We start from the raw sequence: 19,984 nt of genomic DNA, 5'->3' as shown, positions 1-19,984 counted from the left end.
CTAATGTTAGCTCATCACCATCATCATTTTTGCAGGATCTTCTAAGTAAGACTTCCACAAGTTGTTGAAGCGAGCAATAGTGCCACCATCAATGACTCTGTGGTCGCCAGACCAGCTTACTTGCATAATAGCTGCTGAAATCACATTCCCTTTTTCATCAAAACGAGGTAAGTGCTGCAGTTTACCTAAAGCAACAATCGCCACTTCTGGTTTATTGATGATCGGGGTTGCAATTGTGCCGCCAATCGCACCGATGTTCGAAATACTCATCGTGCCGCCTTTCAAATCATCGGGTGATACACGCCCATCACGTGCCGCCTCTGTCAAACGCGTAACCTCATTAGCAACATCAACAATGCTCTTCGACTGACATGATTTAATATTTGGCACTAATAGGCCAATCTTAGAATCAACCGCCATACCGATGTTGTGATCATCAAAGTAAGTCAGCTCGCTACAATCATCATTAACTTGTGAGTTAAGCACTGGGAATTGCTTAATAGCTAATGACAGCGCTTTTATAAAGAACGGCATCATAGTGAGCTTAACGCCCTGTTGCTTATACTGCTCTTTTAGCTCGCTGCGCATTGCGATCAGTTTTGTTAAGTCAATTTCGTCACAGAAAGTAAAGTGAGGAATAGTCGATACTGACGCAACCATTTGCTTCGCCATTGCCGCTTTAATACCTTTAATAGGCTCAACACGGCTACTACCAACAGAAGTTGTTGATGCGGTTTTTGGCGTAGCATCTTGTGATACAGTTTGGCTTGGTGTTTCATTCAAGAAGTCTTCGATGTCTTGCTTATAAATCCGGCCATTTTTACCCGAGCCTGGCACTTGCGTTAAATCTACATCAAGTTCACGCGCCTTACGACGAACAGCAGGTGAAGCAACTGCTTTCTTATTAAGCTGTTTAGTTTCATTTGCTGAAGCCGCAGGTTTCTGTGCTGGTTTAGTTGCTGCATTTGTTTGTGCTTTAACCACTGCAGAACTTACATCTGGCTCTGCACTTTGGCCTGCAATACTCATTTGGAATAATGGGCTGTGAACCGCTGCAATATCACCTTTTTTGTAGTAAAGCTTTTCGACTTTACCTGTGTATTTAGCCGGAATTTGCACCAGTGCTTTGTCTGTCATTACATCACAAACCGCTTGATCTTCAACGATTTCATCGCCTTCACTCACTAACCACTCAACGATTTCACACTCAACGATACCTTCACCGATATCTGGTAAAATGAAATCTTCTAAGTGCTCATCAGCCTCAGATGATGCTTCAGTTGTAGCAGGAGCTCGCGCTTCTTCGCTTTGTGTTGGTGCTTCGCCATCAACATCCATTGCAAATAAGGGTGCATGTACTTTCGCAATGTCACCTTTTGCATAATATAGCTTACTGATCACACCATCATGAACAGCTGGAATTTGCACAAGCGCTTTGTCGGTCATCACATCACAAATTGGCTGATCTTCTTTTACAGAATCGCCCTCTGCAACTAACCATTCAACAATTTCACACTCTACGATGCCTTCGCCGATATCTGGCAAGATAAAATCTTTAGACATACTGACTCCTAAAACTCTACTGATTGCTTAATCGCAGCAAGCACTTTAAGTGCATCTGGCACATATTCTTTTTCAAGTGCTAATGGGTATGGCGTATCTAAACCACACACGCGAGCAATTGGCGATTCAAGGTGTAAGAAACACTCTTGTTGAATTGTTGCAACGATTTCTGCACCAAAACCATTGGTAATTGGTGCTTCGTGGCTAACCACTAAACGGCCTGTTTTGATTACTGATTTAGCAATCGTTTCTACATCCCACGGTAAAATGGTGCGTAAGTCGATTACTTCACAGCTAATACCTTGCTCTGCTGCTTTTTTAGCGGCGTCTTCGATGATTTCCATCTGCGCCCCCCAAGCAAGTACAGTGACATCAGTACCCTCTTGTACGATTTCAGCTTTACCAAGCTCGATGCTGTAATCTTCTTCAGGTACTTCACCAGTTGATGCACGGTATAAACGTTTTGGCTCAAAGAAAATAACAGGGTTATCATCTTTAATTGATGCACGAAGTAAACCTTTAGCTTGGTATGGGTTACGTGGCACAACTAACTTCAAACCAGGTGTGTGAGCAAAATAAGCTTCTGGTGATTGTGAGTGATATAAACCACCGGCAATACCACCACCGTATGGAGTACGGATTGTTAGATTGCCAACATTAAATTCATTACCACTACGGTAACGGAATTTAGCTGATTCATTCACGATTTGGTCAAATGCAGGGAAAATATAATCAGCAAATTGAATTTCAGCTAAAGCTGGTGCACCAAATGCCGCTAAACCATTGGCAAAACCTAAAATACCTTGCTCAGTTAAGGGAGTATTAAACACACGGTGCTTACCATATTTTTCTTGTAAGCCTGATGTAGCACGGAATACACCACCAAAATAACCAACGTCTTCACCAAAAATACAGGCATTTGGATGCTCTGCCATGGTGATATCAAGAGCAGAGTTAATTGCATGAAGCATGTTCATTTTAGCCATTACTTTAATCTCCCTGCAGTGGTTGGATAAGCATCAGGATACTGCAAAATATGCTCTTTTAATTGTTCGTATTGTTTTTGCAGTGATGGAATTGGCGTATCGTAAACGTCAGAAATAAGCTCTTCTAATGCCGGTTTTGCCACTTTTTCAGCACGCTTAAGAGCCGCTAAAATCTCTTCACGAATTGTTTCTTTATCTTTAGCGTCTTGTGCTTCGTCTAACCAACCTTGTTTTAATAACCACTTACGGAAACGCTCAATAGGACACCCCTTATGTTTCGCTTCTTCGTCTTTTGTGCGGTAGCCGCTTGGGTCGTCACTGGTTGAGTGAGCACCTAAACGGTAGGCAATTGACTCGATTAAAACGGGTTCGCCTTTAGTCGTTACTATTTCACGGGCTTTTTTCGTTGCTGCGTAAACAGCAAGTGCATCAGCACCATCAACACGGATTGTTTTAATACCGTAACCAACACCACGTGATGCAATACCATCACCTTTAAATTGTTCATCAGCCGGTGTAGAAATCGCATAACCATTATTACGAGCAAAGAAGATCACCGGCGCTTCATGAACAGCAGCCATGTTTAAACCAGCATGGAAGTCACCTTCAGAGGCAGCACCTTCACCAAAGTAACAAATAGTAATGTTATCAATAGTGCTATTTAACTCACCGGTTTTGGCATCAATATGACGCACTTTTTGACCATAAGCATAACCCGTTGCTTGGGGGATTTGTGTACCAAGCGGTGATGAAATAGTCATGTAGTTAAGTTCGCGTGAGCCATAGTGAATCGGCATTTGGCGACCTTTACCTAAATCTTTTTCATTTGAAAACATTTGGTTCATGAATTGGTCAAGGCTAAAGCCGCGATAACGCAAAGCGGCTTGCTCACGGTATTGGGCCATGATCATGTCGTTTTGATCAAGGGCTGCTGCTGATGCAGTTACAGCTGCTTCTTCACCTAAGCATTGCATATAAAAGCTAACGCGGCCTTGGCGCTGCGCTGCTTGCATACGCTCATCAAGAGCACGGATAAAACGCATTGTCTCGTATAGATGGATTGCTGTTGCTTTGTCGATATCAGGTGCGGTTGCACCCTCGTAGATGTCGCCATCCTCATTAAGAATGCTTAATGTAGGAATTGTTAATGCGTGACCATCAATAAATGACAGTTCATGATTAATGTTTAGCGATACGTTATTTGGATTACTCATAACCTACCTTCTTTCGTTGTCAGAAACCTACGCCACTGCCCTTATTTGTGTTTTTATCAGCTTGAGCTGCAAGGATAAAGTTTGCGCAATATTCAATCAAATTAAATTAAACTGCCGTCACTTTACGTTAACGTAAGTTGTTATTCAACTAATCATAGACGAATAGTCGATAAATGGCTAAATACGCATGGAAAGTTAACTATACAACAAAATAAAACCATTAAAGTCATATAGTTAACTACATTCAGATGGGTGTTAATGCAAAAAATTTAAATAAAGTTGCTATCAACTTGCATAGGGATAACGGTAAGCAAAGCACGCTGACCTAAGGCTACATCTGCATTTGGGAAGATTATAGCTTCACCGTCTACTTCCGCTTCATACCTGGTCTGACCATCAATCGCTAATAATTCCCCTTTGGCAAAACCGGTGAAATTTTCTACATCATCAGCAAATGGGAAACTAAAGTCTTCGCAAGTACGGTTTATTGTTCTATAAACTGAAAACAACTCAAAATCTTCTGCATTGAATTCTTTGTATTCAACAGTTTCTTGACTAATTAATGCAATTAACGTTTTTTTAGTTTTCTCAAAGCGAGACATGTCATTTTCACCGAATGGTTTTACTTGTCCAAGCTCAACTGTAAATGAGTCAGCACCGTGGATATAAGACGAGTAATAGCTAAACGTTGTTGCCGCAGATTTCATCATTAATACTGTGTTTACGCCACAGCTAAGTAAAAATTGTAACTGCGACTTTTTCCAAGGCTTGCCATGTAAGAATGGATACACTGCAAATTTTTCATTTTTAGAGCCACGAATTGCAGTATGAAGGTCATAATGAAAACGCTCACTGGCCTGGTTGCCTCGTTCAAAGAAATCCGAAACCACATCTTCAAGTAGCTTTGCGCGCACGCGCTCAGGGTTTGAGGCAATACCTTCAACAGTATGGTGGCCATTAAATAAACGGTTTAGGTTTTCATCAACAAAACGCTGACCGATATTAATTGATTTAGGGTTACCAAAAATAAACAATACGCGCTGTTTCAGCGTAAGTTCTTCTGCAATGATTGCTTTGATTAATTGATCGCAGATTTCAATTGGCGCTGTTTCGTTACCATGTATCGCACTTGAAAGCACAATATCTTTATTTGTTTGTTTTTTTGGTTGAAACTCTATGATACCCGTATCATGAACTGTTACATCAGTGCCATTTTTAAGGGTGAATGACGATGGTTCAAGTTGAAATTCATTACTGCGAGTGAGTGTTAAAAAGTCGCCTGTACGTTTTAATTCATCTAGGTATGCAGAGGTTGAATAGCTCATTGTTCTATCCTAATAATGCGTGAGAGTAGAATACAAAAACGGCTGAGAATATCAGCCGTTTTAAAAGATAAAAAAGAGATTAGCTAATTACTGAATCAACTAATTTTTTCGCTTCTTTTTCAAGTAATGCTAAATGTTCTTCACCTTTGAATGATTCAAGGTAAATTTTATAAATATCTTCAGTGCCCGATGGGCGTGCAGCAAACCAACCGTTTTCAGTAACAACCTTTAAACCACCAATTGCAGCATTGTTACCTGGTGCATGGGTTAGCTTTTGCGTAATGACATCGCCAGCGAGTGTGCTTGCAGTAACATCGTTAGCAGAAAGTGCTTTTAGACGTTCTTTTTGCTGTGAGGTTGCTGGCGCATCGATACGCTTATAGATAGGCGCACCAAACTCTTGTTCAAGCTCTTTATAAAGTTGTGAAGGTGTTTTACCCGTCACTGCCAAGATTTCAGCTGCGAGTAAACCTAAGATAAAGCCATCTTTATCTGTGTTCCAAACTGTACCATCAAAGCGTAAGAACGATGCCCCTGCACTTTCTTCACCACCGAAAGCAAGCGTACCTTTACCCAGGCCTTCAACAAACCATTTAAAACCAACGGGTACTTCTTTTACTTTACGATTGTTACGCTCTACAACTTTATCAATCATGCCGCTTGATACAAGCGTTTTACCAATCGCCACATCTTTTGACCAATCACGGTTATTTAATAAGTAATCTATCGCCACGGCTAAGAAGTGATTTGGATTCATTAAACCATCAGGCGTCACAATACCATGGCGGTCATAATCTGGGTCATTACCAATACCAATATCATAATCATCTTTCAGTGCGATTAAATTGGTCATGGCGTAAGGCGATGAACAATCCATACGAATTTTGCCATCTTTGTCCAGTGGCATAAAAGCAAAGCGTGGATCAACGTCTTTATTTACGACTGTTAGGTCTAAATTGTATTTTTCTGCGATTACAGGCCAAAAATTAATACCTGAACCACCAAGCGGGTCAATACCTACTTTTATATTTGCTTCGCTAATGGCTTTTAAATTAATGATATTTTCTAAATCATTAACATAGGGATTGATAAGGTCTTGATATTTTATAAAACCTGAGCGGGATGCTTTAGCAAATGGAAATAGCTCTACTTCAACGAGATCTTCAAGCAGTAACTGATTTGCTCTGTCTTCAATCCATTTAGTTACATCAGTATCAGCAGGCCCACCGTTTGGCGGATTATATTTAAAACCACCGTCTTCTGGTGGATTATGAGATGGCGTAACGACAATACCATCTGCTAATTCATTTGGATTTTGCTTGTTATGTGATACAACCGCATGACTGATGACAGGTGTAGGGGTGTATTCATCGTTTTCTTGCGTAATAACTTGTACTTCGTTAGCAACCAGCACTTCAATGGCTGAATTAAATGCAGCTTCACTCAAAGCATGAGTATCTTTACCAAGAAAAAGAGGACCAAAAATATCATTTTCTTTGCGGTAATCACAAATAGCTTGAGTAATAGCTAATATATGCGATTCGTTAAACTTTACATCGTACGAGCAGCCGCGATGTCCTGACGTACCGAAAGCAACACAATGCTCTGGATTTTGTTCAAGATCGGGCTCATTTAAATAGTAAGCAGAAACCAGTTTAGGTACATTAACTAAGCTTTCTTGTGGTGCGGTTTTTCCTGCATCCGGGTGAATCGCCATAATATTTCCTTATCGGTTATAAATAGTCACGGATTTTTTCAGCGTCATCACTGCTGTAGCCTAAACACAGCGCGACTTCGTGAAGCATCATTTTCTTACGTGTTGTATTTGAGTTCGTCATCACCCAGTATTCTGTATCAGTGATGTTTTTCGGATTCATACTACTACCACTTTCGAGTAATGCTTCTTTGCTGGTAGCAAAATAAACGCGGTCACGGCCTTTTATATCTAATACGTTCACAAATTCGTTTTTGTGAGAACGGTACAAGGCAGCTAGAATGAATAAAAAGCGCCCTACCACTCCCTTTTGCATTGCAAGCTCTTCTTTATTCAACACATTAAAAACATTCCCTTTAGCTTGTGAGCTGGCTTTAGGTGGAGTCGCTTTTTCTGCTTCTGGCTCAGGTTGTTGCGTTTTATCGGTCGTGTTGTCTTTTACAGGTTCAACGGTTGAGGTTTCTTGTTCACTATGTTCACTCGTTGTTTCTGCTACCGTGTTACCATCAGATAGGTTTAATAAACGACGCAAAATAGTTGATGCACTTTCACCAATACTTTGAGTGTTACTTGCTATGTATTGATATAACTCGTCGTCTATGTCGATTTTTTTCATGTTATTCCTGTCTTTACGGGTCACATTTTAAAAGTTCTCAATGATTATACCTAAGCTCGCAGCAATTCTCTATGTTTTGCAATTTGTAATTTCGCTAGGCAAAATACAGCGATTAAAAATAGGAGTTTAAAATGCTATTAAACTACCAACAATCGGGCCAAGGTCCTGACGTTGTATTGATCCATGGTTTGTTTGGCTCATTAGAGAATTTGAATGTTATAGCCAAAGCATTAGCAGAAAATTACACCGTTACAAATGTTGACTTACGAAATCATGGTAAGTCATTTCATAGTGAAACGATGAACTATGAAGTAATGGCAGACGATATTTACAACTTGCTAAAGCACTTAAACATATCAAATGCACATATTATTGGCCATTCAATGGGCGGCAAAGCAGCAATGCAATTAGCACTCAAGCACAAGGATGTGGTCAATAAGTTAGTTGTATTAGATATTTCCCCTGTAGCAAATAAACCACGGCACAGTGCTATTTTTGCTGGTTTAAACGAAGTGGCTGAAGCGAGTGTTGCAGATAGAAAAGCAGCGGATCAACTACTAGCAAAACATATCGACGAGATGGGTGTTCGACAATTTTTGTTAAAAAGTTTTGCAAAAAACGACCAAGGACAGTACCAATGGCGATTCAATTTAGATGTTTTATATCAGCAATACGAAAATATTTTATCGCAACTTGATGAAAATGATTCTTGTTTATGTGATACTTTATTCGTGAAAGGTAATGATTCAGACTATATTTTGGCTGAGCATCGTCCAATGATTATAAGTTTATTTCCAAATGCGAAGGCAAAAGTAATTCACGGTGCGGGTCATTGGTTACATGCGCAAAAACCACTTGCTGTAAATAAAGCAATTAGCGACTTTTTAGAGCAATAAAAAGGGCAAGATAAAATTCACGTTTTTGATCTAGCCCACTAAATTATTATGATTTTGTGTGCTATAGTACGCGCCGTTTAATTTGAAGGTTTATACGTTGATGGTCAGTCAGTTAATTAACGAATTTGATACCTTAGGGTTGTATTTTGGCTTAGCCGGCATTTTCTTTTTTATTGGAATGGCAATTCAAGATGTCCTTAAAAAAGGTGATGTACCAAAATTTGGCCGATACATCGTTTGGTTAGTGCTGTTTTTAGGTTGCTCTGGGTTTATAGCTAAAGGACTTATTCAAGTTTTTTGGCAAGGCGCAGGTGTTGGCTAGACATGGCAAAGTCAGAACTAGATAGAACAACACCCGATTTATTTGAATACGAAAAACGCCCAGGTAGGCCAAAAACGAACCCCCTACCTCGCGATATGCAATTAAAAGTGAATAAACGTAATCAAATAAAACGAGATAAAGCACGTGGTTTAAAGCGTGTAGAATTTAAGGTTTCATCACAGTTATATCAAGCATTAAGCGATATGGCAGATGCGCAGAATATTAGCCGTAGCGCGTTGATTGAAACAATTTTACAAGAAAGATTGGCTATTGATAGATAGAAGGTTTTAAATCCATGTCAAGCGTAGGTATTTTTTTCGGAAGCGATACAGGCAATACTGAACACGTAGCTAAAATGATCCAAAAAGAGCTAGGTAAGAAACTTGTTGCCGTTCATGACATTGCGAAAAGCTCTAAAGAAGAGATTGCTGAATTCGATTTGCTATTATTTGGTATCCCTACATGGTACTACGGTGAAGCGCAGTGCGATTGGGATGATTTTTTCCCTGAATTAGAAGAAATCGACTTCGAAGGGAAATTAGTCGCGATATTTGGTTGCGGTGACCAAGAAGATTATGCAGAGTATTTCTTAGATGCTATGGGTATGGTCAATGATATCGTAACAGAACGCGGTGCTATCGTTGTTGGCCATTGGTCAACGGAAGGTTACGACTTCGAAGCCTCAAAAGCGGTCATCGATGATAACCACTTTGTTGGCCTAGGTATTGATGAAGACCGTCAACCTGAACTCACAGAAAAGCGAGTTAAAGAATGGTGTGCTCAAGTTTATGAAGAAATGTGTTTAAGTGAACTTGCTGATTAATAACAAGTAACACTCGCATTTACTAGCTGCTGTAAAGATGCACAACCAGTTTGTTTTTGTCTAAATATTCGGCAATTAAGCGAATTGTTCTTTGCACTTGTTTGCCATGCGCGTTATTCTAATGGTTGCTAATGTGTCGTGTGCATCTTTTAAGGTGCCTAGTATAACTAAATAAATTGAGACAGATTGAATGACTGATCACAACTTGGAACTAAAAAAAGCAGGGTTAAAAGTAACGCTGCCACGTATTAAAATTTTAGAGATTCTGCAATCTCCAGACAATCAACACATCAGCGCTGAAGATGTCTATAAAATTTTATTAGACAAAGGCGAAGAGATTGGTCTTGCAACTGTCTATCGTGTTCTTAACCAATTTGATGATGCTGGTATCGTATCTCGCCACCACTTTGAAGGTGGTAAGTCGGTATTTGAACTATCAGGAAGTACGCACCATGACCACCTTGTATGCTTAAAGTGTGGCAAGGTTGTGGAGTTTGAGGATGATCTTATTGAACGTCGTCAAGTTGAAATTGCTGAAGAAAATGGCATTAAGCTAACTAACCACTCACTCTACTTATATGGTGAATGCGTTGACACTGAAAAGTGTAAAGAATACGCTGAATCAAATAGTTAATATTTTTATCAGACATAAAAAAACCTGCATCTAGCAGGTTTTTTTACGTCTATTCAAAATCTATTAAATGATTTCTAATAGCTCAACGTCAAAAATTAACGTCGAGAAAGGTGCGATTGCTGCACCAGCACCACGCTCACCGTAAGCAAGCTCATGTGGTACATATAGGCGCCATTTCGAACCTGTCCCCATCATTTGAACTGCTTCTGTCCAGCCTTTGATAACGCCACTTACTGGGAATTCAGCAGGTTGACCACGCTCATATGAGCTATCGAATACTGTGCCGTTGATTAGTGTACCGTGGTAATGCGCACGAATAGTAGATTCAGCTGTTGGTTTTTCACCCTCGCCTGCCGTAAGAATCTCATACTGTAAACCTGACTCGGTTACAGTGATCTCTGGGCGCTTTGCATTTTCTTCTAAGAAAGCAACACCTTCAGCAGCTAGTACCTTAGCTTCTTCTTCACGACGCGCTTGAATTTCAGCATTGATTTTTTCAAAAGCAGCTTGAATTGCAGGAATTTCAACTTGGAAATCACTACCAGCATACGCGTCTTTCATACCTTCAAATACAGAGTTAAGGTTTAAACCTTCAAATGGATTCGCTTTTAATTGTTCACCCATTTGTAAACCAATACCATAACTTGCTTTTTCAGCATCTGTTGTAAAAATATCTGACATGTTTAAATTCACGTTTATTAGTTAAAAGACAAAACCATACTAACATAAAAAAACACTGAATATCGCCTAGTTTTACTGCGTTTGGTTAGTGTTTAAACTAATTCGTTGCTTTATTTTATCAACGATAAAGGTAGCGATTGGTAAAGTTATAACCATTACTGAAATGAAGTATACATTCATCAACCCTGCCGTGCCTGTAAGAACCAAAGGCACAACAAGTAAACCCACAAGTGCTATATATGACGCAGCAATAATTGGCCAATGTTTATCATATTTACCAATCAAATGAGCAACAAGCGCATTAAAACCAATGCCATATGCAATCGCAGTTAACAGGCCGTGCTCAGGCTTAGCATCATGGGCCATTGCAACAAGTACAGTTACACCGCTATGATAAAAATAGGAAAAGACTGACCACAGCAACAGGTGTTTAATAATACGTTGTAATTTTGAAGGTTCGCTTATCGGCATTATTTATCTCCAGAAAGCAAAAAACCGCCAATAAGGCGGTTTTTTTAAATAATGGTGGAGAGATAGGGATTTGAACCCTAGAGGGGCTACAAACCCCTGCCGGTTTTCAAGACCGGTGCATTCGACCACTCTGCCATCTCTCCGTACGGCGCGCATAATAGTGTTTACTGAGTTTTTTGTAAAGGTTTATTTTTAATAAAGTTCAATAAAGTTAATAATATTGCTTAGGACGTCTTGCAATCCATGAGCATATCAAACAAATAAACACGCTTATAAGGGCAAAAGCCGTTGCCTGAACAACAACGTCGATGCGATTAAAGTTGTCGCTAGGAACAATAACAAGTAAAAATGCAGGCAAGCTTGTAAATGTCAGAACATAACAACATATTTTAAATGCACGCCCAAAATCAAAGCGTTTTGTACTTTGCATCCACCATGTGAGTAGAAATAGCACTCCCACAGCCGATAACCCTAGAAACTGAGGAGCTTTAGTCGACATAGCCACAAAAAATGTAATAATTGCGCCGAATAATCCCCATACTGACCAAGCGAACCAATTTTCTTTTTCACGTAAAAATAAGTTTCCCATTTTTCTCGTCTTCTTTATCGTTATTTTTCTGAGACTTCCATTACATTATCAAAAAACAACCGATTAAAAAACATACCGAAGAAGATTATTTAGTTTTGCGTCCAAGCGCTTCTTACAGCAAAGATAAACTTGAAAAAAGTAGCATAAGCAAGCTTAATCAGATCTGACTATTAAAATACGAAAAAGTTCAAAAATTATTATAAATTTTCAAAAAATCGTGATGGTTCATGCCTTACAGGCTTTTTGCAGTCCACTTCTGGTGTTCCCAGATATAAAAATCCTACAATTTCATCCTCTTCTTTGCACCCTAAAGCAGACTTAACAAAAGGACTTTGCGCAAAGTAACCGGTTCGCCAAATACCACCTAGTCCTTGTGCAAAAGCAGCTTGTTGCATTGCTAGGACGCTGCATCCTGCACTTTGTACTTGCTCAATACGCGGTACTTTTGGATTGTCGATTACATTAGCGATTGCAATTATCACCATTGGCGCACGCAAAGGTAATGATTTTGCACGTTCAATGATTCTTGCATCTTGTTGCTCAGCAACTGCCGCTTGGTGATAAATCTCACCTAGCTTATTTAATGCCTCGCCTTGTGCAACAATAAATCGCCACGGTGCTATGCAACCATGATCTGGCACTTTCAGTGCCGCACGTTTGATAATTGATAATTGTTCTTGTGAAGGGCCAGGTGCGACAAGCCTTGGATCAGACTGTCGAGTTTGTAAAAGCGTTAAAGCATCCATTTCAAATCCGTAAATACATAATACGAAGCCCCTAATTAATAGGGGCTATAAAATTTAAGCTTAACACTTATTCTAGTTATCAATAAAGTCATTAGTTCGCTTTACAGCCAACCAGTAATCGATACTCAAGTATCTTCCCCCACCCATAAAGAACAGGCTCAAAAGCATGACAAAGTAAATTACTGAAAACTCCATGCCATTATTTAAAATCACAGGACGACCAGTTTCATATAAATAGCCAGTATGACCGTGTGTTTCTAATAAATCGCGCATTTTAGTTAATCTTTCTGAGGCTTGTGCTGAATTGTCTAAGCTTTCTTGTGCTCCTGGGATATTTATCCAACTTAAAACACGCGCAGGGCTTGTGCTTGCATCTGTTGGCGTAACAGCAAACCAACCATGTTCGCTATGAACAGTCGTTGCCGCTACTAACATGGTAATCATAAGTGGTATAGCCACAAGTCGAGTTAAAAAGCCAAAAAATAAAAGTATCCCACCCAAAAATTCAGTCCATGCAGCTAGAAAAGCTAATAATGCAGGAAAAGGTAAACCGAGACCCCACTCTTCATTTCCAAACCAGGCGATGATATCTTCGGATGCTAAAAAGTATTGATAAAAATGAGTAACATCACCACTCAGAGCAAGCTTATTAAAGCCGGCAATTATCATAACCGGGGCTAAGATAAATCTGATAAGAAGTGCAGGAACGCCGTCAAAAATACGGAGTTTATTTAAGGATTGATCATATGATTTTATTAAAGTATTCAACATTGTGGCCTCAGTTATAAGACTAGTAATTAGTATAGACTAAGACCACATATAGCTTGTGTTTATTTCAATTAGATTTTTCTAGCTACCTGTAATGCTTCAAAAATTGCACGCTTAGCATCAATGGCAGCCGCTAACTTGGCTCCACCAATAACGTGAACTTTCGCATTTTCTTTTTCATTTGCAAATGTTTCGCTGTTAGACACTTGACCGATGCATGCGATGACCGTATCGACATCTAACAGTTTTTCTTCGCCTTTGACTGTGATCTTCAACCCCTGTTTATCGAAGCTTAAGTACTGACATTCTGCTATTTGTGTTACACCATGTTGTTTAGCAACCTGGCGATGTATCCAACCTGTCGTTTTACCTAAGTCGCTACCAAAGCGTCCTTCACTTCGCTTAAGCATATAAAGCTTACGTGTATCTTTGTCTGGCTTGGCTTCACACTCTATTCCCCACTGAGTTTTAAACTGCTCAATAGTTTGACCTTTGTGTTCACTTAAAAATGCCACCATATCAAAACCAATGCCGCCAGCCCCCAATATAGCAATTTTTTCACCAAGCTCTACTTCACCTCGAATCACTTCATCATAAGCGAATACACGTTTACCATCGCCACATTCGATTTTCGCTTCACGTGGACGTACGCCTGTTGCAAACACAACGTCATCGTATTGATTAAGCATATCGTCTTTAAATTCAGTACCTAGTTTTAGATCAACATCAAGACGCTTTAATTCGTTAGTGAAGTAGTTAAGTGTATGGTTAAAGTCTTCTTTACCTGGGATTTGCATTGCCAGATTAAATTGACCACCCATTTTCTCTTTGCGCTCGATGAGTGTTACCTTGTGCCCTTTCTGTGCGAGATAGCAACTTGCAGCAAGACCAGCCGGCCCTGCTCCCACAACAAGTACTAAACGTGAAGACGATGCTTTTTCTAAACTATAGTCTAATTCAAACGCCGCTTGTGGATTGACCAAGCATGTCGCTCGTTTATTTTTAAAGACATGATCTAAACAACCTTGGTTACAACCAATGCAAATATTAATTTGTTCAGACTGCTTATTAATATATTTGTTAAAGAATTCAGGATCAGCCAGAAGTGGACGAGCCATAGAAATAAGATCTGACTCACCTGCCTCTAAAATGCTATTGGCGATTTCAGGAGTATTAATACGGTTTACAGCCACAACCGGCACTGACACAGTGTCTTTTAACCTTTTCGAAGCTTCTTTAAATGCACCAGGCGGAACCATGCTGGCAATAGTCGGAACACGCGCTTCATGCCAGCCAATACCAGTATTAAATATGTCTACTCCAGCCTCTTCAAGTGCTATAGCTTGTTGCTTTACTTCATCTGGCGTTGAGCCATCTGGAATAAGATCCATAACTGATAGACGAAAAATAATAATAAATTTTTTACTTACTTTTGCTCTAACAGCTTTAACAATCTCAACAGCTAAACGCATGCGATTTTCTAAACTACCGCCATAGCTATCGGTGCGTTTATTTGTGTGATTAGCCATAAACTCATTGATTAAATACCCTTCTGAGCCCATGATTTCAACACCATCATAACCCGCTTTTTCAGCAAGCTTTGCAGAGTTCGCAAAGTCTTTGATGGTCTTTTTTATTGAACCTAATGACATTGCTTTAGGTTTATAAGGATTGATAGGCGCTTTAATTGCACTTGGCGCTTGATTAAATGGATGATAGGCATATCGTCCAGCATGCAGTAACTGCAAGCAGATTTTTCCACCTTGCTCATGCACAGCCTCTGTATAAGCACGGTGTTTAATCACATCATAATAAGAGCTAAACGTTGAAGCAAAGGGAGTTAATTTACCACGTATATTTGGGCTATAGCCGCCAGTAATAATTAACCCAGTGCCCCCCTTCGCCCTTGCTTGGTAAAATGCTCGTAAGCGTTTTCGGTTATGCCAGCCTTCTTCAAGCCCTGTATGCATTGATCCCATAACCAAACGATTACGAAGTTCAGTATGCGGTAATTGTAATTTTTGTTCTAACATGTGTGCCCCGTTAACTGGTCTAACCTCTGCAATAGTTAGATTCTGCTGTAATAACTGTAAATAATCAACTTTTAGCATCTAATTAATCTGTGGCAATTTGTTGATTTAAACACTCTGTTACTATTTAACAGTTAATTTTAAGGTTATTCTGAGCTAAGATGAGTTAACTACTAAGTTGTACTGAATTAAGGATTTATTTTGCTAGCAAAGATATTTAAAGGCATTTGGGCAGGGATTAACTTCTCACGCCGATTGGTTCTCAACATTATATTTTTACTACTAGTAATACTATTTATTGTTGCTATCTCCAGTGAAGAAGACAAAGTAAAAGTGGCCGACGGCACTGTATTACGCCTAAACCTAAATGGACCAATTGTTGAGGAAAAAACCTATGTTGACCCTGTTGAAGCAGCTATCAACGATGCAACTATGGGCCAAGAAGCACCATCAGAAATTTTGCTTGATGATGTAATTGAAGTTATTAATCAGGCAACTGAAGATGATCGTATTTCAGTTATGCTGCTTGACTTACAAAAAATGCCAAGTGCCCATATCAACAAATTAAAGCAAATAACAAAGGCGATTGATGCATTTAAAGAAGCGGGTAAACAAGTTGTCGCAACGGGCTATTATTACACGCAAGCACAATATTATATTGCAGCTCATGCTAATGAGGTGTCAATGCACCCTTATGGCGGTGTAAGCATTGAAGGCTACGGCATGTTTCCGCTTTATTTCAAAGATGCACTTGAGAAACTTAAAGTAACACAACACATTTTCCGCGTGGGTACTTATAAGTCAGCCGTTGAACCTTTCATCCGCAACGACATGTCTGAGGCTGCAAAAGAGGCAAATAATGTCTGGCTAACCGCACTTTGGAACGAGTACAAAACAGACGTCGCTGCAAGTCGTCCATTCGATGAAAGCAATTTCGATGAAGATATGGATGTATACCTTGCTAAAATGCAAGCCGTTAATGGTAATTCAGGTCAATACGCACTAAACAACCAATGGGTTGACTCACTGAAAACGTCACAACAAATTCGTCAACAATTAATTGATGTAGTGGGTACTGAAGAAACAGGCAAAACCTTTAAACAGGTTAGCTTCCGTGAGTATTTATCGCTTGTAAAATCACCAATTGAATTTGATAATCCAATTACTGAAAAAGTAGCTGTTGTTGTTGCTAAAGGAACCATTGTAGACGGTGAACGCAAGGCAGGTGAGATTGGTGGTGACTCTACCGCTGCCCTACTTCGTAAAGCGCGTCTTGACGACAAAGTAAAAGCTGTTGTGCTTCGTATTGATTCAGGTGGCGGTAGTATGTTCGCATCTGAAGTAATTCGTGCCGAAGTATTAGCACTTAAAGCTGCTGGCAAACCCGTTATTGCATCAATGAGCTCAGTTGCCGCTTCTGGTGGTTATTGGATTGCATCTGCCGCTAACGAAATTTGGGCTGCTCCTAGTACTATTACGGGCTCAATTGGTGTATTCGGTACCTTCATGACATTTGAAAATACCATGGCTGAATTAGGTATTTATTCAGATGGTGTGGCAACGACCGATCTTGCTGGTTTTTCGATTGCTCGCCCACTTGATGAGAAAATGGCAGATATCATTCAATTGAGTGTAGAAGATGCTTATCAGCGCTTCTTAAATGTAGTGGCAGAAGCACGTAACATGACACCAGAACAAGTGAATGAAATAGCCCAAGGCCGTGTGTGGATTGCGACCCAAGCAAAAGAGCTAGGTTTAGTCGATAAACTAGGTGATAAGCAAGATGCTATTAAAGCTGCGGCTGAACTTGCTAAGCTAACTCACTATGATGTTAAAACCATCAAACAGTCGCTTACCCCTCAAGAGCAAATGCTACAAGATATCTTTGGTACAGCCGCTGTTAAAAGCTTTTTTGCTAAATCTGATTCATCGCGATCAGTGCTTGCAACACAAGCTAATTTACAGAGCCTAATTAATCAGGTTAGTAGTGAAATTGATAACCTAAAAGATTATAACGATCCACAAGGTGTTTATGCACGTTGTTTAGTATGTAACGTAATTCAATAAGTTACTTAGCTAAGCAATTTTAGGTATACTAAGCCCAGTTATTTTACTGGGCTTTTTTTATGAAACGTAAACGTATATATATCGCCTACACGGGCGGTACTATCGGGATGAAAAAATCGAGCCGCGGCTATGTTCCGGCAGAAGGTTTTTTGACCGAAACAGTGGTTAATAATGCAGAGTTTAATCGCGATGAAATGCCTTTGTTTGATATACACGAATATTGCCCACTCATTGATTCTTCAGACATGTCGCCTGCCCATTGGCAACTCATTGCTGACGATATTAAAAGTAAATACCAAGACTATGATGGCTTTGTAGTTTTACATGGTACCGATACCATGGCCTATACCGCCTCGGCTTTGTCTTTCATGTTCGAAAACCTAACAAAACCTGTGATTGTAACCGGCTCGCAAATTCCACTGTCACAGCTGCGCTCAGATGGGCAAGTGAACTTACTAAATGCGATGTATTTAGCCGCTAATTATCCGATTGCTGAAGTAAGCCTATTTTTTAATAACCAGCTGTTCCGTGGTAACCGTGCTACCAAAGCGCATGCCGATGGCTTTGATGCGTTTGCTTCACCTAACCTTGAACCTTTAGCGTTATCAGGAATTAATATTCAACTGATCAAAGGGCAGCTCAGCCCTTACGTTGATAACGAATTACAGGTATCGAATATCACACCACAACCCATAGGTGTGCTTTATCTATACCCTGGTATAAGCCCTAAAGTGGTAAAAAGTTTAGTTAACGATGATATCAAAGCACTTGTTTTACTTAGCTTTGGTGTCGGTAATGCGCCACAAGATCCTGCGTTTTTAAATATTCTTAATGACGCTAGTAAACGCGGTATGGTGATTGTTAACTTAACACAGTGTTTAAAAGGCCAAGTGAATATGGGTGGATATGCAACGGGTAATGCCTTATTAAATTGTGGTGTGATCAGTGGCTACGATATGACATTAGAGGCGTGTTTAACCAAATTACACTACTTATTCAGTCAAAAACTTGAAGTAGAAACAATTCGTCACTTGATGCAAGACAATTTGCGCGGTGAATTGAGCCGATAATCAATACAATTGAATACAAAAAAGGCACCAACTGGTGCCTTTTTTTATACTTTTGATAATTAACGAACTTTTTCGTCAATCTCCACTAAGTCTGTTAAATGGCAAATCTCACCACTGTGAGTTTTAATACCATGCTCACCAAAATAGTCACGTTGTGCTTGAACAAGGTGACCATTACTTGGTGTTGTTAACGTGGCAATGTAAGTTTGTGTGGCTGTTAACACAGGGAACGCAAGACCCGAAGCAACTGCTGCGCCTGTTACTTTGCGTAATGCAGCTGATTCACGCTGCATCGAATCGATAAATTCTACACCTTCAGCCACATTGTCTAAGTAATCAGCACGAATGATACAACCAGCGCGCCATGTTTGTAGCGTTTTCGAAAGGTCAACTTTCCATTGATGAGCGCGAGATGCACCTTTGATAAGTGCTAAGCCTTGACGATAAGCAAGTAAACTTGCCAGTGTGAATGCATCTTTTAACTCATCCAAATCTAAATCAACTGAGTCAGTTGCTTTAGCAGCGTAAGTCATTTCTTTCGCTGCATGTGTATCACAAGTATTTGTTAAGTGACGAGCTTGTACAGCCGCCACTAATGATGGCACTGCAATGCCAAGTTCTAACGCATTTTGTGCAGTCCATAGGCCAGTGCCTTTAGCGCCAACCTTATTATCGATTAAATCGACTAGTGGCTCACCTTCTGTTGTTTCAAGGCTTAAGATATGGCTTGAAATTGACAGTAAGTAGCTATTTAAAGTCCCTTCTGACCAGTCATTGAAAATATCAGCCACTTCTTTCGGTGAACGATTGGTGCCTAAACGCAGTAATTGGTACATTTCGGCAATTAATTGCATCAACGCATATTCGATACCGTTGTGAACCATTTTTACAAAGTGACCACTTGCAGATTGGCCTACACGCGCAAAACATGATTCACCTTTGTAGCTTGCCGCTACTTTTTCGAACCACGGCTCTACACGCTCCCAGCCGCCTTCTGAGCCACTCGCCATCATAGCAGGACCATGACGTGCGCCTTCTGCACCGCCAGAAATACCCATAGTGGCAAATTCAAATTTGTTTTGATATTTAAGTTTACGGCTAATACCATCTTTGTAGTTACTGTTGCCGCAATCTACAATAATGTCATCACAGTCAACGCCTGCTTCTGCAAGCTCTGTACACACTTTGTCAACCAATTCACCAGCAGGAACTAATAGTAAGATTGAACGAGGCGGCTCTAAGCGTCTAACCATATCATTTAAATCAGACACTATGTGTAAACGGTCTGCCAAACCAAGCGTTTTCGCACAGCTTAGTAACTCAGCACCCGCATCAGGGTTTTTATCATAAGCTACTAATGTCAGCCCTTTTTCAATCAGGTTGAGGGCAAGATTTTTACCCATAACGCCTAACCCTACTAATGCAACTTGCATTTAGTGTCCTCCTCGGTAACAACTATTGGTTAGTTA

20 protein-coding genes and 1 tRNA gene are annotated in these 19,984 nt (G+C 40.0%); 7 read left to right on the top strand and 14 right to left on the bottom strand.

Annotated features, from left to right (window positions below; translation table 11 throughout):
* Window positions 1-6: 6 nt before the first annotated feature.
* The 6 genes from L3V41_RS12850 to seqA all read right to left on the bottom strand — a co-directional run bounded on the left by L3V41_RS12850 (window position 7) and on the right by seqA (window position 7,418).
* The gene (locus L3V41_RS12850; RefSeq protein WP_237127872.1) at window positions 7-1,563 is read right to left on the bottom strand and encodes a dihydrolipoyllysine-residue acetyltransferase; all 1,557 of its coding nucleotides are present in this window, start codon (window positions 1,561-1,563) and stop codon (window positions 7-9) included.
* An 8-nt stretch (window positions 1,564-1,571) separates the two neighbouring features.
* On the bottom strand, window positions 1,572-2,549 hold the full coding sequence (locus L3V41_RS12845; RefSeq protein WP_062569133.1) for an alpha-ketoacid dehydrogenase subunit beta: 978 nt from the start codon (window positions 2,547-2,549) through the stop codon (window positions 1,572-1,574).
* On the bottom strand, window positions 2,549-3,763 hold the full coding sequence (locus tag L3V41_RS12840; protein WP_237127871.1) for a thiamine pyrophosphate-dependent dehydrogenase E1 component subunit alpha: 1,215 nt from the start codon (window positions 3,761-3,763) through the stop codon (window positions 2,549-2,551). The genes L3V41_RS12845 and L3V41_RS12840 overlap by 1 nt, the downstream gene beginning before the upstream one ends.
* 269 nt (window positions 3,764-4,032) lie before the next feature.
* Entirely contained in the window at window positions 4,033-5,088 is a 1,056-nt protein-coding gene (astE, locus tag L3V41_RS12835; RefSeq protein WP_237127870.1) for a succinylglutamate desuccinylase, read from the bottom strand.
* Between the two features lie 79 nt (window positions 5,089-5,167).
* A complete protein-coding gene (gene pgm / locus L3V41_RS12830; RefSeq protein ID WP_062569136.1) occupies window positions 5,168-6,805 on the bottom strand; it encodes a phosphoglucomutase (alpha-D-glucose-1,6-bisphosphate-dependent) in 1,638 nt (545 codons plus the stop codon).
* A 16-nt stretch (window positions 6,806-6,821) separates the two neighbouring features.
* Window positions 6,822-7,418 carry a replication initiation negative regulator SeqA gene (seqA, locus tag L3V41_RS12825; protein WP_193988849.1) on the bottom strand — a complete coding sequence of 199 codons (597 nt, stop codon included), beginning with the start codon at window positions 7,416-7,418 and terminating at the stop codon, window positions 6,822-6,824.
* Between the two features lie 131 nt (window positions 7,419-7,549).
* On the opposite strand from seqA, the gene L3V41_RS12820 reads away from it, so the two are divergent.
* The 5 genes from L3V41_RS12820 to fur all read left to right on the top strand — a co-directional run bounded on the left by L3V41_RS12820 (window position 7,550) and on the right by fur (window position 10,093).
* Window positions 7,550-8,314 (top strand): alpha/beta fold hydrolase, encoded by a 765-nt coding sequence (locus tag L3V41_RS12820; RefSeq protein WP_237127869.1) that lies wholly within the window; start codon window positions 7,550-7,552, stop codon window positions 8,312-8,314.
* Between the two features lie 100 nt (window positions 8,315-8,414).
* Window positions 8,415-8,636, top strand: coding sequence for a DUF2788 domain-containing protein (locus L3V41_RS12815; RefSeq protein ID WP_062569139.1), 222 nt, complete (start codon window positions 8,415-8,417; stop codon window positions 8,634-8,636).
* A 2-nt stretch (window positions 8,637-8,638) separates the two neighbouring features.
* Window positions 8,639-8,917 (top strand): LexA regulated protein, encoded by a 279-nt coding sequence (gene ybfE / locus L3V41_RS12810; protein ID WP_062569140.1) that lies wholly within the window; start codon window positions 8,639-8,641, stop codon window positions 8,915-8,917.
* A 14-nt stretch (window positions 8,918-8,931) separates the two neighbouring features.
* Window positions 8,932-9,459, top strand: coding sequence for a flavodoxin FldA (fldA, locus tag L3V41_RS12805; RefSeq protein ID WP_193988851.1), 528 nt, complete (start codon window positions 8,932-8,934; stop codon window positions 9,457-9,459).
* Window positions 9,460-9,649: 190 nt separating this feature from the next.
* Complete coding sequence (fur, locus tag L3V41_RS12800) at window positions 9,650-10,093, top strand: ferric iron uptake transcriptional regulator (protein WP_062569142.1); 444 nt, start codon at window positions 9,650-9,652, stop codon at window positions 10,091-10,093.
* 63 nt (window positions 10,094-10,156) lie between these two features.
* Here the strand turns inward: fur and L3V41_RS12795 are convergent, their stop codons facing one another.
* From L3V41_RS12795 to L3V41_RS12765, 7 genes are all read right to left on the bottom strand, one after another.
* A complete protein-coding gene (locus L3V41_RS12795; RefSeq protein ID WP_062569143.1) occupies window positions 10,157-10,774 on the bottom strand; it encodes an FKBP-type peptidyl-prolyl cis-trans isomerase in 618 nt (205 codons plus the stop codon).
* Window positions 10,775-10,846: 72 nt separating this feature from the next.
* Window positions 10,847-11,245, bottom strand: a complete 399-nt coding sequence (locus L3V41_RS12790) for a hypothetical protein (RefSeq protein WP_062569144.1) — start codon at window positions 11,243-11,245, stop codon at window positions 10,847-10,849.
* 52 nt (window positions 11,246-11,297) lie between these two features.
* Window positions 11,298-11,388: transfer RNA gene (locus L3V41_RS12785), tRNA-Ser, on the bottom strand.
* Between the two features lie 68 nt (window positions 11,389-11,456).
* The gene (locus L3V41_RS12780; RefSeq protein WP_062569145.1) at window positions 11,457-11,834 is read right to left on the bottom strand and encodes a hypothetical protein; all 378 of its coding nucleotides are present in this window, start codon (window positions 11,832-11,834) and stop codon (window positions 11,457-11,459) included.
* A 197-nt stretch (window positions 11,835-12,031) separates the two neighbouring features.
* Entirely contained in the window at window positions 12,032-12,580 is a 549-nt protein-coding gene (locus L3V41_RS12775) for an NAD(P)H nitroreductase (protein WP_062569146.1), read from the bottom strand.
* A 72-nt stretch (window positions 12,581-12,652) separates the two neighbouring features.
* The gene (locus tag L3V41_RS12770) at window positions 12,653-13,351 is read right to left on the bottom strand and encodes a DoxX family protein (RefSeq protein WP_062569147.1); all 699 of its coding nucleotides are present in this window, start codon (window positions 13,349-13,351) and stop codon (window positions 12,653-12,655) included.
* Between the two features lie 68 nt (window positions 13,352-13,419).
* Window positions 13,420-15,381, bottom strand: a complete 1,962-nt coding sequence (locus L3V41_RS12765; RefSeq protein ID WP_062569406.1) for an NADPH-dependent 2,4-dienoyl-CoA reductase — start codon at window positions 15,379-15,381, stop codon at window positions 13,420-13,422.
* Window positions 15,382-15,579: 198 nt separating this feature from the next.
* Here L3V41_RS12765 and sppA point away from each other — a divergent pair, with 198 nt between their 5' ends.
* Window positions 15,580-17,445, top strand: a complete 1,866-nt coding sequence (sppA, locus tag L3V41_RS12760; RefSeq protein WP_237127868.1) for a signal peptide peptidase SppA — start codon at window positions 15,580-15,582, stop codon at window positions 17,443-17,445.
* 59 nt (window positions 17,446-17,504) lie between these two features.
* A complete protein-coding gene (ansA, locus tag L3V41_RS12755; RefSeq protein WP_062569149.1) occupies window positions 17,505-18,515 on the top strand; it encodes an asparaginase in 1,011 nt (336 codons plus the stop codon).
* 59 nt (window positions 18,516-18,574) lie between these two features.
* On the opposite strand, the gene gndA is transcribed toward ansA, so the two are convergent.
* A complete protein-coding gene (gene gndA / locus L3V41_RS12750; protein ID WP_062569150.1) occupies window positions 18,575-19,948 on the bottom strand; it encodes an NADP-dependent phosphogluconate dehydrogenase in 1,374 nt (457 codons plus the stop codon).
* Between the last annotated feature and the right edge of the window lie 36 nt (window positions 19,949-19,984).

Source organism: Pseudoalteromonas sp. L21 (assembly GCF_021728035.1).
Lineage (GTDB): Bacteria > Pseudomonadota > Gammaproteobacteria > Enterobacterales > Alteromonadaceae > Pseudoalteromonas > Pseudoalteromonas arabiensis.
The sequence above is the reverse complement of the archived record's forward strand: the minus strand, read 5'-3'. Positions and strand labels throughout refer to the sequence as shown.